The organism is Chryseobacterium sp. WLY505 (assembly GCF_030846215.1).
Taxonomy (GTDB): domain Bacteria; phylum Bacteroidota; class Bacteroidia; order Flavobacteriales; family Weeksellaceae; genus Chryseobacterium.
Map to the genome: position 1 here is coordinate 819,197 of NZ_JAVCWI010000001.1, position 13,598 is coordinate 832,794.

The 13,598-nt window shown below is 33.2% G+C and carries 18 protein-coding genes; all 18 read left to right on the top strand.

Going from position 1 to position 13,598, the window contains the following annotated elements:
* The first annotated feature begins 7 nt into the window (after positions 1–7).
* The 18 genes from RAH34_RS03675 (at position 8) to RAH34_RS03760 (ending at position 13,522) form a co-directional block, all read left to right on the top strand.
* On the top strand, positions 8–457 hold the full coding sequence (locus tag RAH34_RS03675) for a hypothetical protein (protein WP_306595170.1): 450 nt from the start codon (positions 8–10) through the stop codon (positions 455–457).
* 71 nt (positions 458–528) lie between these two features.
* Entirely contained in the window at positions 529–1,023 is a 495-nt protein-coding gene (locus RAH34_RS03680) for a hypothetical protein (RefSeq protein ID WP_114819376.1), read from the top strand.
* Positions 1,024–1,061: 38 nt separating this feature from the next.
* Positions 1,062–1,703 (top strand): hypothetical protein, encoded by a 642-nt coding sequence (locus RAH34_RS03685; RefSeq protein WP_306595171.1) that lies wholly within the window; start codon positions 1,062–1,064, stop codon positions 1,701–1,703.
* Positions 1,704–1,886: 183 nt separating this feature from the next.
* Entirely contained in the window at positions 1,887–2,432 is a 546-nt protein-coding gene (locus tag RAH34_RS03690; RefSeq protein ID WP_306595172.1) for a hypothetical protein, read from the top strand.
* 70 nt (positions 2,433–2,502) lie between these two features.
* Positions 2,503–3,435 (top strand): kelch repeat-containing protein, encoded by a 933-nt coding sequence (locus RAH34_RS03695; protein WP_114819379.1) that lies wholly within the window; start codon positions 2,503–2,505, stop codon positions 3,433–3,435.
* Between the two features lie 149 nt (positions 3,436–3,584).
* Positions 3,585–4,760, top strand: a complete 1,176-nt coding sequence (locus RAH34_RS03700) for a T9SS C-terminal target domain-containing protein (protein WP_306595173.1) — start codon at positions 3,585–3,587, stop codon at positions 4,758–4,760.
* A 63-nt stretch (positions 4,761–4,823) separates the two neighbouring features.
* Positions 4,824–5,372 carry a hypothetical protein gene (locus RAH34_RS03705; RefSeq protein WP_306595174.1) on the top strand — a complete coding sequence of 183 codons (549 nt, stop codon included), beginning with the start codon at positions 4,824–4,826 and terminating at the stop codon, positions 5,370–5,372.
* A 215-nt stretch (positions 5,373–5,587) separates the two neighbouring features.
* Complete coding sequence (locus RAH34_RS03710) at positions 5,588–6,184, top strand: SMI1/KNR4 family protein (RefSeq protein ID WP_306595175.1); 597 nt, start codon at positions 5,588–5,590, stop codon at positions 6,182–6,184.
* Between the two features lie 91 nt (positions 6,185–6,275).
* A complete protein-coding gene (locus RAH34_RS03715) occupies positions 6,276–6,935 on the top strand; it encodes a DUF2461 domain-containing protein (RefSeq protein WP_306595176.1) in 660 nt (219 codons plus the stop codon).
* A gap of 84 nt (positions 6,936–7,019) precedes the next feature.
* The gene (locus RAH34_RS03720) at positions 7,020–7,496 is read left to right on the top strand and encodes a hypothetical protein (protein WP_306595178.1); all 477 of its coding nucleotides are present in this window, start codon (positions 7,020–7,022) and stop codon (positions 7,494–7,496) included.
* A 103-nt stretch (positions 7,497–7,599) separates the two neighbouring features.
* Positions 7,600–8,241 carry a hypothetical protein gene (locus tag RAH34_RS03725; protein ID WP_306595179.1) on the top strand — a complete coding sequence of 214 codons (642 nt, stop codon included), beginning with the start codon at positions 7,600–7,602 and terminating at the stop codon, positions 8,239–8,241.
* Positions 8,213–8,929, top strand: coding sequence for a hypothetical protein (locus RAH34_RS03730; protein WP_306595180.1), 717 nt, complete (start codon positions 8,213–8,215; stop codon positions 8,927–8,929). The genes RAH34_RS03725 and RAH34_RS03730 overlap by 29 nt, the downstream gene beginning before the upstream one ends.
* A gap of 44 nt (positions 8,930–8,973) precedes the next feature.
* Positions 8,974–9,513: a dihydrofolate reductase family protein gene (locus RAH34_RS03735; RefSeq protein ID WP_306595181.1), complete on the top strand. Its 540-nt coding sequence runs from the start codon at positions 8,974–8,976 to the stop codon at positions 9,511–9,513.
* Positions 9,514–9,559: 46 nt separating this feature from the next.
* The gene (locus RAH34_RS03740) at positions 9,560–10,069 is read left to right on the top strand and encodes a hypothetical protein (protein ID WP_306595182.1); all 510 of its coding nucleotides are present in this window, start codon (positions 9,560–9,562) and stop codon (positions 10,067–10,069) included.
* A gap of 239 nt (positions 10,070–10,308) precedes the next feature.
* On the top strand, positions 10,309–10,692 hold the full coding sequence (locus RAH34_RS03745; RefSeq protein WP_306595183.1) for a 5-carboxymethyl-2-hydroxymuconate Delta-isomerase: 384 nt from the start codon (positions 10,309–10,311) through the stop codon (positions 10,690–10,692).
* Positions 10,693–10,728: 36 nt separating this feature from the next.
* A complete protein-coding gene (locus tag RAH34_RS03750; RefSeq protein WP_306595184.1) occupies positions 10,729–11,232 on the top strand; it encodes a DinB family protein in 504 nt (167 codons plus the stop codon).
* A 58-nt stretch (positions 11,233–11,290) separates the two neighbouring features.
* On the top strand, positions 11,291–11,965 hold the full coding sequence (locus RAH34_RS03755) for a hypothetical protein (RefSeq protein ID WP_306595185.1): 675 nt from the start codon (positions 11,291–11,293) through the stop codon (positions 11,963–11,965).
* 726 nt (positions 11,966–12,691) lie between these two features.
* On the top strand, positions 12,692–13,522 hold the full coding sequence (locus RAH34_RS03760) for a hypothetical protein (RefSeq protein ID WP_306595186.1): 831 nt from the start codon (positions 12,692–12,694) through the stop codon (positions 13,520–13,522).
* The last annotated feature ends 76 nt before the right edge of the window (positions 13,523–13,598 follow it).

Sequence of the window (13,598 nt, forward strand, 5' to 3'; positions counted from 1 at the left end):
ACCCTTCATGAGACTCTATACTTTCATAGCAGTATTATTCTTGCTGTCCTTCAGCTGTGCAAAAAAAGACCAATACCGTGTCGGCCAGCAATGGAACTACAAAACCCGTCCTACGGAAAAAAACTCAACACTTACCATATTAAAGATTGAAGAATACCCTGAAACCGGAAAAGTGATTCATATTTCTGTCAGCGGTTTGAAGATGAAAAACCCTGCCAGTCCTACTGGGTATGCAGAAAACCTCAGCCATCTTCCTCTATCAGAAGAAGCTTTGAACAAAAGTGTCATCAGCCTGAAAAAAGAGGCCTACAAAAAACCGGACTCCCTTGAAATGGATGGTTATTCTTACTGGAAAAAAGAGTTTGATAAAGGAAATGCCGGGATATTTACGATTCCTGTTTCTGAGATCGTAAGTACAATGGAGAAATCTATTATTGCAGGAGATTATACTAAATAAAATACCTACATCACAAAGTCTCTGGACTTCAGAAACAAACTATATAATTTAGAATTATCCTTGATACTGGTATGAAAAACTTTAGTCTGATTTTAGCTTTATTACTTTTTTTATCTTGCAACCCACAGAAAAAATTGCAGGGAACCTATAAATCCAACAAAGCTGAATTTGGTTTCTTCGTCACCAAGATAGATTTTAAGAATAACAATGAATTTAATTACGTGTTTTCCGGAGATCTTCAACATCAGGAACTTTCCGGGCTTTATACGGTAAGCGGCCATAATTTGTATTTAAAATTCAATAAAAATAAAGAAGAGATCGAATCTGTACATGATTCATTAATAATAGCTGACATGTTATCCGGCAACTATAATAATTATGATTTAAAAAACGAAAACGGGATCAACTACCATTTAAAATATAAAATCAAAGGAAATAAGCTCTTTGTTTATGACATCAAAAGTGGGCAACTGAAAAGAAAATCAAAAGTATATACTAACCAAAGGAAGTATGTATTTTGGGGCACCCGGTGGAAATACCAAACAGTTTATCTTAAAAAAATATAGTCCTGGAATATTAATTTAATATCTAAATTAAAATCAGAATGAAAACGAATTGCAACAAATGTAAAAATGAAGTTATTACTCTAAAATTTTCTGAAGAACAAAAGCTTGATCTTTATATTTTGATGCAAAACGATTTAAAATTATTTGCTGAAAAAAAAATAATTGACGAATTCAATGTAGACAAAAATGAAGCAAAAATTATTATTCAACATGTAAACAATAGAAATGGCAGATGTGCAGCATGTGAGTTTGAAAAATTGAATGGAGAATATATTGAATGTCCCAATTGTGGTGCTTTTAATTATAATCTCAATGAACCAGTGTTTAATTTAGAATTTTGCAGTCATTTAGAATGGTCTCTGGATTTTAAAAACATTGAAAATGAAAATATAAAATATTATGCTAAGTCTTTTTGGTGTGATGGTATAAGTCATTTACCAGAAGACTCAAAATCTTTACTTTATCATAATATTGAAAAAAAAAGGCAAATAATAACAAAAGCCTGGATTGGATATAATGGCAATGAGATTTATGAAATGAAAATCAAGTTCGGAAAAAAAGCTATAGAAAATTATAAAAATAATAAAAGTTTAATCGAATGCATTCCAGGAAATAATGAAAATCCGAATTGGATACAATTATTTATGGAAGATAAAAAGATTGAAATTCAATTAAAATAATAACTGTGGCCAGCATGAGTTTGCGTCACTGTAGATGGCAGTAACCTCTTTCTACAAAGTCTTCCAACTTGCGTCAATAAAAACAAAATCCACCAACACTCTAATTTTTATCCCCAAACTTTCTCTTATCTTTGTTTCAATAACGATCTGAACAGTGTTGACGACGTAACACCAAAACAAAATATGGCAACAAAAGAAGAATTCTGGGACAGGAAAAAGAAATTAAATGATGATTTCTTCGTGATGGGCTCTGTGGCCAAACCTGCGACCGAAGAACAAATTAAAAAATATGAAGAAAGCACAGGGTTTAGCTTCAGTGAAGATGTTAAGGATTTTCTGACCTCATTCGGATCCTTACTTTTTGAAGTCAAAGAAGAGATCTGGAAACGTCCCCAGGAGTTTGACGTCCTTCCAGGCTGGAAATTCGGGTATGGCTTTTTTGTGTACGGACTTTCGCAGGATGAAGAAATGCCTTCATGGATGGGATTTGAAGAAAAACATCAGGAAGCCCTTGAATATAAAGAAAAGCCACTGGGACAACTATTTTTTAAACGCAGTGGAAATCTCTACAGAGCCTATACCGACAACGGAATCATAAAAATTGAGTATGACAAATACGACGAGGAAGATTATGAAGTATTTGAAGGAAATATCTACGACTTCTTAATTGAAGAAATTAATAATTTAGAACAGGATTATCTGGAATATATCAACGAAGGAAAACCCTGATGGAGCTTTACATAACTTTATACCTCCTGACTTTAAGCTTATAAAACAAAAACACTAAAACTTACTACCATTGAAAACAAAATTATTATTCCTGTCATTTTTGGGTTCCTTGCTGGCCCATGCACAAACGCTTCATTTCCAGAAGCTCGCCGGTATGTCAGCAGGCAGAGGGGCGATAGCAAGTGTAATCGTGAATGATAATATTTATGTATCCAATGGTTATAAAGCGGATGAAGAAGCCAATTATATTGAGAAATATAATATTACCGATAACAGTTGGAGTATTCTCAATACTACTCTAATTCCCAAAAGATTTGCTAATTCGGAAGCTTACCATAATAAGATCTATATTTTTAACGGTTTGGGGAACTGTCATCTTGAAATTTTAGATCTAGCAACCAATACCGTAACCGAAGGAGCAATGAATCCCTATTTTGCCAGCGGTTCCGGTTCTGTTATCTATAATGGCAAAATATATGTGTTTGGAGGCAGCGGGTTGAACGGGGCACCTATATATTCTGATAAATTTCAGTATTACGATATTGCTTCAGATACCTGGCACCCATTGCCGGATATGCCTGTAGCCAAAGAAACAAAAGGTAAAATTGTTAATAATAAACTGTATGTCATCGGTGGTTTTAACGAAGCTTCTTCTAATCTGATCGATGTTTACGACCTTAGTACGAATCGTTGGACCAATCAGTATAAAATGCCTGTTGGGATATCCGGGCACTCCTTGGCAGTAGCCGATAATAAAATTTTCATTGTGGGTGATTATAGTCATCAGGATTTTCTGGCCTATTTTGATACTGCTACCCATAAATTCTACCAGTTATCCTCCGATATGATTCCCCGAAGACACGCGGCAGCAGAAGTATATAATAATAGATTATACATCATTGGCGGAAATACAACCACTCTTCCATCTTCCTCTATTAAAAGTACACAAGTTGCAGAGATCAATGAAATAATGTTCAATTTGGATATCCCGTTATCTCCATAGACGAGAAAATCATCGATATCCATTTACTCAAAGTCAGGAAACTTTACCCCCATTAAAAAAATAAAATCCGAAGTCCTCTATTTCAGATTCAGCTTTTACATATATTTGTTTCTATTAATATGTAAAACAAACACGAAATCTTACTACCATTGAAAACAAAATTATTATTCCTGTCATTTTTAGGCTCATTGCTCGCCCATGCACAAACACTTCAATTTAAAACGCTCGCCAATATGTCTGCAGGCAGAGGAGCCATATCCAGTGTCATCGTAGACGACAATATCTATGTGAGCAACGGATATCAGGAAAGCGGAGGTAACGCCAATTTTATTGAAAAATACAATATTACAGACAACAAATGGAGTGTTCTCAATGCTACTATTAGTCCTAAAAAATTTGCTAATTCGGAGACTTACGATCATAAAATTTATATTTTTAACGGCTGGGGAAACAGCCATCTTGAAATTGTAGACCCTGAAACCCAGCAAGTAACAAAGGGAGCTGTGAACCGTTCCTATACCGGAAATGCTGGTTCTGCCATCCATAATGGCAAAATATATGTGTTCGGTGGCAGCGGGCTCAATGGTGCTGCAACCACTTCATTTTCCAACAGATTCCAATATTATGATATTGCTTCAGACACATGGCATCCATTACCGGATATGCCCAACGCCAGAGAAGCAAAAGGTAAAATTGTGAATGATAAACTTTATGTCATTGGTGGCTTTAATGGTACCTCATCCCGTTTGATCAATATCTACGATATCAATACCAATCGCTGGACCGATCAAATTACGATGCCAGCCGGGATATCAGGACATTCATTAGCGGTGTCCGGTGATAAGATTTTTATGGCAGGAGGTTATAATAATCAGACTTTTCTGGCCTACTTTGATACCGCAACCAATAAATTCCACCAGCTGTCATCCAATATGATTCCCAGAAGACATGCTGCTGCAGAAGTATACAACAATAAATTATACATCATCGGCGGAAGTACAACGTCTGTAACCAAATCGGCTATTAAAAGTACACAGGCAGCTGATATTACCGAGATTGCCCTCTCTTCAAATACAGCCAAAAAAGATCATGAAACCAAAACAAGAGTATATACCAACGCATCGAAAGACGGTTTTTTCATCAGCAATAAAAATAACAGCAATCAATTTGAATTTACCGTCTACTCTTTAGATGGAAAGGAAATACACAAAGGTTTTGCTTACTATAATAAAACGATAGATTTATCCAAAGTAAAGCCCGGAAACTATATTTTCAGTTTTAAAAATGAGAAAGGAGTTTTACAGCAGGTTAAAATTTTCAGGTAATAGTATATTCACAGGATATAAATGAAAAATTAAGCACACAGCGTTCTCAAAACAAAACAATTGATGATAGACGAAATTTTAGTACAAAAAATGATTGAAGATGAAATTCATCCTGATTATACCATCTTCAAATATTATGAAACAGAGCTTTATATTTTTATTTTCTGGAAGCATAAAAAATATGATAAAGATGATGAAAGAGGAAAGTTAATTGGAGTCGGACCTATTGTTTTTGATAAAGCACAGAAGAATTATACCATTTTGGGTTCAGGATCAAACAATAGGCATTATTACAAACATTTGCCAGACAATCTCTTTGATGAATACAGAATCATCAATACTTTTGAAAGCATTAAAGCCGGAATTGTAAGGAGAAAGTATGTAAATACTGATGATGTTGACAGATTATGTCAAATTATAACTAATGGCTGGGCCAGTGTTGATTTTGACATGCATTATCCTGAAGATTATGATGTAGAAACTCATATTATTGCTGTTTTGAAAAACAAAGAACAACAAGATACCATCATCAACTTCTGGAATGAAATAGATTACCATTATAAAGTATTGAATGATAAGGAAATACTACTTTGGAAAACAAAAGACGAATAAAAAATTAAAAATCAGAAAAGACGGAATTCCTTATGATAAACAAAAACAAAAAAAGATTATTTAAAAAAATGCCGATATTTCCTGAAAATGATGACCAGCCACTTACTAGAAAACAATTTGTTATCAGAAAGTTTAAAACAAAGATTGATTGATAATAAGAATGATAACCCGCTTCTCTAAATCCCGGACCTTGTATCAATATTAGAAGAAATGTTATGAAAAAAAGACAATTTAAAAAACTGGACAATTCCATTTCAAGCTTTCAATGGATAAAAAAGAAAAGTGAAAGATATTGGCAGAAAGTAGATCTGATGGAATGCTGGGGATTCCAGATTCAGGAAGGAAGCAAATGGAAAAAAGGATTGTCAGAATCTGAATTAGAAGATTTCCAGAGACAGTTGAACATCACCTTTCCGGAGTCATTAAAAAACTATTACAGAACGATGAATGGTCTTGACAAATTGGGAATAGATAACAATGGCGGCGAAGGAGAAATTGATTTTGGTCCTAAATTTTATTCATACCCTGATGACATTCCCATCATAAAAGCAAGAATTGAATGGATCATGGAAGCCAACCGCGTGACGGAAGATATTATGAAGAACCAAAATGTACCTCCAATTATCCCCTATTTAGGACATCGGTTTTTAATACTGGATCATGAAGAAAATGTTCTTTCAATGTTTGGCAGTGACATTATATTTTGGGGCGGCAATTTATCAAAAGGAATTGCACAAGATATTTTCCCAATTCGTCATGCTGAAAAAAAGAAAATTGATACAAGCTCATTCTGGAACAAAAAAATTGGGTAGTTAAAAAGCAGTTTTCTGCTCTGGTAATAAAATATCAGAAGTTAAAACATTTTCAAAATCCTCTATTTAGAGGTGAAAACATTTATAATACATGAAAAAAGCATTTGAATTTCTCACCCATTTAAAAGAAAATAACAACCGGGAATGGTTTGCCAGACATAAATCTGAATACGATGTCATTGTAAAAGAAAACAAAGTTTTTTTTAATCAGATTTATACCGAACTTCAGGAATATGATAACCTGAAAGGAATGCATATTTTCAGAATTTACAATGATGTACGTTTTTCCAAAAACAAAACACCTTATAAAACCAATTTCGGAGTAGGATATTCCCGCTCGAAACCTATGTTGAGAGGTGGAAATTATATTCAGCTGGAACCGGGCAACAGTTTTGTAGGCGGCGGATTCTGGGGGCCTGAAGCCAAAGATTTACTTCGCATCCGTAAAGAATTTGAAATCAGCAACTCAGAAATTGAAAAAATTACCTCAGATACAACTTTTATACAATATTTTGGAGAACTTAAAGGAGACGCTGTAAAAACAGCTCCTCGTGGGTTTGATAAAAATCATCCGGCTATTGATCTGATCAGAAAAAAGCAATTCCTTGTGATGCGGAAATTTACAGATAAGGAGGTTTTATCGGACAATTTTCAAAAAGAAGTCCTCCTGACTTTACTTGCTATGAGACCTTTTTTTGATTATATGAGTGAAATTCTGACCACGGATATGAACGGGGAACCTTTATTTTAAAAAGCCATGAAAAAAATGTCCTTATTCATTTTTACATCTTTTATAATATTGAGTTGTTCTGATCATTCTCAGAAGACAAAATCCATGGATTTTCGCAGTTTTAAACTTCAGGCTCCTAAAGACTGGAGCAAACTGAAAATGGATGCTTATGATAGTAATGCCGGAATTATCATCACAAAAAATAATGATTCGATTTTCTACGATTATGGACCTTATTCCTATTCATTAGAAGAAAATGTCACGATTATTAGCAGAAAAGATTTCAACGAACTTCTAGCAGTGAATCCAAAAGCTGATACAACACAATTTATTGTCATTGATAAAAATACAAATAGAGAAGATTTTGTCAAAAGTAAAATAACCTATAAAAAAATTGATGGGTACAAGGCAAAAATAGTAGAGCCCAAACAAGTAGGCAATGGAATGACAGGAGTTTATATCGACAGCCTTAAAACTGGATCTATAGGAAAAATCAGATTCAATCTATATGGTAAAAATCTGAAGAAAGAAAGTCAGGCAGAACTTTTAAAGGCAATTCAGACATTACAGTTTAGAAAATAATATAACTAAGAATTATGTTCTATGATATTGAATAAAATCTATCTAATAAGGATTTCCCATTAACTTTTTTATATTTTTGCTCTGCTGAAAAATTAATAAAACCATGAAACTTTGTATTTTAGCCTTCCTGCTTTGCATTTTCAATCTTACATATGCACAAGAAAAAACACACCCATCCATCAAAAAAGGAGATTTTCCGGAAGGTATTTATATGACTCTGGAGGATGTTTTAAATAAACAACCATCTTCAACCGAAGAGGTCTATTTCAAAGCCTGTGAAAAGTGTGATTCTCTTGACATGCCGGAAAAAGCATTCTTTTATTTCAAACAAAAAAATAAAAGGGTAAAAGTTCCATTAGCGGTTTCGCATAAAGGAGAAATGTATTTTCAGACCTATAGAAAATATACCAATAAGAAAGACAATGGATACGATCCTGACCAGTATTCAAGATTTTGCAAAGTTCTGAACTATGGAAGATTCATTTATTTCGAAGAAAACATGAAAGGCTTATGGTCGAAGGCACTGTTAGGAGCATTAACTCCTCTAGCCTACTCTATCAATGGAAAAACCAAAGGAATTGTTTTAGATCTGGACAATAAAGAATTTAATATTCTGCAAGATTGTGATGATTTAAATGATTTCCTATCTAAACACGACATTCCTGAATTTCAATGTAATTCAGAAACCTTCACCATTGGAGATTTGAGAACAAAAATTGAAGAAATTAATCTGCCTTACCGCTAAGCTGATGAACAAGCTTACGTTTATAACTCCGATGAAATCCAGGCTTTTTTTACTTTTTCTAATAATATTTTCTGTGAAAATAGCTGCCTGCAAATGCAATGGCACTCCTACGTTAAAATCTTCATTTGACAGTGCTGATTTTGTTTTTATTGGTGAAATATATGATATTACAGAAGTTCCTTCTGGATTTAAAACGGTCCAGAATATTCTAAGTAAAGTAAAAATCAATAAGACCTACAAATCGGATTCCTATGATGGATTTTATACACACAATGCTACCCTTTTCGGATCTCCGCTGCATTCCTGCGATGTTCTTTTTACCCAAAAAGGGAAATATCTGATTTTCGCATATGATGAAAAAGATACCGGATTTCTCTACTCTGACCAATGTTTTATTCAAAAAAAACTGGATGAGCTTTCTCCGGAAGAATTAAAAGAACTGGAGTCTTTAAGTTCTCAGTATAAAAAATTATCTGAAAACTCTGATATCTTCAATGCTCCTGAACTCACAGATTTGATTGTGGACAGCTCCAATCAATCCGATAGAAAAATTAAAGAACAAAAAAGAGAAATATCAATACTCCATCAACAGAATAACAGGTATAAAATCATCATTTATATTTCTATTTTTGTGATCGTTATGTTTCTTATAGCACTAAGCTTTATGCGCAGAAAAACACAGCGTTGAAATGAATTTTAAGAGACTCAAAACCTAAATCAATCTTATTAAACATGAAAAAAATAATACTAGACCTTGCCACAACATTGGACGGATTTATTGAAGGACCCAACGGAGAAACCGACTGGTGTATCATGGATGATGATATGGATTTTGATGGGTTTCTTTCCGGCATAGACACTATTTTCTATGGAAGAGTAAGCTATGACGCCTGGGGAAATTATCAACCGGAAGAAAATGCAATGGTGGAAGAACAAAAACTTTGGGAAGCAGTTCATTCAAAGAATAAATTTGTCTTTTCCAGTCAGAACCGAGAAGATGAAAATGCCATTTTTATCAGTTCTGATATTATGGAAAAAGTTTCGGAAATAAAAAACCAGGGAGGAAAAGACATCTGGTTGTATGGAGGAGCAAGTCTTATTAAAACATTTATTCAGGAGAATCTTATCGATACCTACAGAATATCTGTTCATCCAATAGCTCTGGGAAAAGGAAAACCTCTTTTTGAAGATTTAAAAGAAAGACTGAGTCTGAAATTGGTCAAAACCAATGTTTTCAAATCCGGTGTAGTACAGCTTATTTATGAGGTTTAAATAAAAATAATCAAACAAATCATAAAAAAACTTGCTCTAAAGATAGATGATTAAGCCGGCTACCATTGAAATAAAAAACAGAACCAATTGGGCGGTAGCCATTATATTGGGGTTAGGTTTGTTCATACTTTCTCTTATTATTCTGATTATTATTCCTCTTTTCAGCATCCAGGCAGAAGGTTTCTTTTTTATTATAAACTACATTTCATTTGCTACTCCTTTTGCCGCATTTTTTATACTATTTCTATATATCTGGTTATGGAATACTTTTGGAAAAACAATCTTCAGCATTGAACCCGAAAAAATCACAGTCCGATATAAAAACAAATTGTTTACCAGTCCCAGAATCTATTTAAAAAAAGAAATTGATCAGATTTTGGTAAAAGATTTTCAGGTAGAAAAATATAAATTCGGAGTTCGGTATCATCTTTCTCTGAGTGGTTCAACCTATTCTGTTGTTTTTATACAAAATGGCAACGAAATAAGAGTTATCAACTGGATCACCGAAACCAAAGCCAGTGAAATAACAGATGAAATAAAAAACATGTGGTATTAACCGATCAATCAAAGCACCGCATTTGTATCTCAAAAGTAAAAAGAACTACTATTAAACCTTACTGTTTTAATGCTGCGGTACATCCTCTTCATTCACAGAAATCCATAAAGCCTGCATTCACAAATTAAAAAATACACATTTTCAAGCCGTTTTGTTTTCAAAGCGGTTTTTATTTTGAATATCCATTACGATTTTTTATTATTTTTATTTCACACAAAATCAAACACAAAATAGAATCTATGCCTCATTTTATAATAGATTGTTCACAGGATATTCTTCAGCAGAGAACACCGGAAGAATTAATGGATGCCGTTTATGAAGCGGCAGACGGAACAGGACTTTTTGCTCCCAATGATATCAAGGTAAGACTTCACCCCTATCAGTATCACAAATTAGGCACAGGTAAGAAAAATTTTCTACATGTGTTTGGGTATATCATGCAGGGACGCAATACAGAACAAAAATCAAATCTTTCCAAGCAGATCTGTACCCGGCTTTCAGCATTGCTGCCTGATATTTCTTTTCTTTCTGCCAATATCAATGATTTCGAAGCAGCAACATACAGCAACAAAGCACTCATCAATCCTGAAAATTCAGGCCAGGACAGGCATTTTGGTTTATAACACTCACCTTTACACACACAACTAAACATTAATAATATGAGCTTAAAAACATTAGTCAGCAAAAGTGCACAGTACAACAATTGGGTAGTCAATAAATATATCGACTGGTTATCTACAAAGTCTGATGAACAGCTTAACCAGGAAACTATTTCCAGTTTTCCGACAATTTTAAAAACGTTACACCACATCTGGCAAACTCAGGAATATTGGTGGAGTCATATTTCTGAAAAAGATGATTTTGATTTTGTAAAAACAGCAGAAACTACCAGCAGAGAAGATGTTTTCAATGCCATAAAAAACAATTCACAGAAACTGGTAGATTATGTGGAAAGTTTATCTGAAGAAGATCTTTCAAAAAATGTAAAGATAGAATCCCAATGGTTTCAGTGTGATTTTTCAAAATATGAATATATCCAGCATGCTATTCTTCACGGAACCTACCACAGAGGACAGATCGTAACAATGGGAAGAAATATAGGAATCACGGATGCTCCTATGACGGATTTTAATTTCTGGAATATTTATAAAGACAGAGAATAAAAGGTATATCTTTTCTATCACTTAAAAAGATAGTAATTTATAGTTTGACCCCATCATTATGACCAATACAACCATAGAACTCGATTTATTTCAGGAGAACATCAAACATCTTTCAACAAATGAGTTCGGAAATTTTATTGCCATTACCTCCGGGAACAGAGTTATAATCTCTGGTACAGAAACACCATTAGAGTTAGGAGTGGATATCTTAATGGCTAGAATCATTAATGAAGAAAAAATTTTAATTATACTTGATCGTCCAAACACCATAGAAAATGCTTTAATCACTGATTATACAGGAAAACCTTATGTTAAATTTAATATTGGAACTTCAATTAATGACATTAAGATCAATGGAAAAAAAATAATAGTCTCTTATTTTGATGAAGGTGTTTTACAAGGTGATAAACCTGACTGTGATGCATTGGCTGTATTCAATCTTAAAGGGGAACAAGTTTTTGGTTTTAATTCAGGTAATTTACAAGACCAGCTTATCGATTGCTATTGTGTTGCCAATTTGGGGAATGGAAAAATTATTTTTAATGGTTATGGAAATTTTTCTTTGCAGGAATTGGACGTAAACACTTTCAATCTTGTCAGTTATGAAATTCCATCTGTTTGCATAGGTGCTCAATCTGTATCTACAAAAGCGGACAATATTGTATTTCATTCAACCTATAAAGACAAAACGAGTTTTCTTGTCTGGAATCTACATTCGGGGGAGCTCAGTTAAATAAATTCTGATTTTAAAAATGTTCTGTCTACCGAAAATGGCTGTTTTTACCAGGTCTACAAAAAATCATTTACGATCATTAATCCATTGGAATTTTAAATTTTGTGGATAAGTATAGTACGGTCTTTCGGAATAGCAAGAAAAAAAATTATATATCTCTGATTTTAAAATAATTGAATCAAAAAAATCCGTTATCCACATCTTTAAATAGTTGTGGATAACTTTTCCATGTTCAATGTATGTCTGTGGATAAACTATGGATAAGTTTTTGACTTGCTCAAAATAATCCAATAATTAATTGCTTTTCAATATTTTACAAAACATATTATTTTTTGTCATATTTCCACAATAGAAAATCAGGTGGATAACTTTTGTGGATAAGTTATCCACATTTTTTTTACCATAACCCTACTCCTGCAATTGTTTTAAATTCTATAGAATGAACATTTATTCATAATCTATTATGAATATTTTTTTATAAATTGCATTAAAAACAAATCACCAATAAAAGAAATAATACACATAAGTGAATAACATCCAGTAAATTAAAAACATATTTGCAAAAAAATAATATCAATATAATAAAAATATAATTTACCATTTCTGAATGTTCACTTAAAAATCAACAAACACAAAACAGCACAAACCAGAAAATAGTATTACACACCATGATGAAAAAGTTATCCACAATGAAAACAAATACAATAACCCAATACCCTCATTCAAATGACAACAACAGACATCATGGAAAACATCATCCCTTACCTTGGGGAAGCAGCACCGTACATTTCAATTCCTGAAAACTGTATTTTCAGAGATCATAAGATCGAGACCGAAATAAGTGAATGGAATTTTGAGAATGAAAATTATGCCCAACTGATCAAATTATTATTTTCATTAGGAAGTCTCAGCCTGTATAAAGCTCTTAATGATGAGAGTAAAGAAAAAATTTATTTCCTTGGCGAAAAAATCAGGATCAGAAAATTATCATATGATGAATCAAAATCAGTAATTATTGCCAGCGAAAGCATTCTTGAATCTGATAGAAAAGGGAAATCTCATATTCATATAAGAGACAACTATTCCAAAGAGCTGCTTTATTCTGCAGAGCTGGATTACTATGTTATTACCCGTGAAGCATTCGAACTTTTTTATAAAGATTTGCTGAGTACGGTTCCGGTAGAATATCATGACAAAAATCTTCCCGGGAGTAAAATAATCAATACAGAAAAACCTCATCATTTTACGATTTCAACAGAACCTTTTACTCCTAATCAATGCAAGGGGCATTTTGACAATCATCCTATTGTACCGTTTGTGTTTATAACTCAATGTATTTTAAAGGAAATATTCAATTTTCTCGGTAATGAAATGTCATACGAAATAGAAAGCTTTGAGGGATACGCCTCTAATGCACTGCCAACAGGAATCATTTTCCTTACCGAAGTCTTTCATCAACGGTATTTAAAAAATCTTTTTTATTTCAAATGTGAGGTCAGCGACACTTCCGGAAATCCGTATGGAGTGGTTATTTTTACGATCAAATCGAAAAAATAAACTATCAGGTAAAACTGCATTATCGTAGTGTTTAATTATTCATCGTTTAACATTTCGTACATTAGATTTTACAATA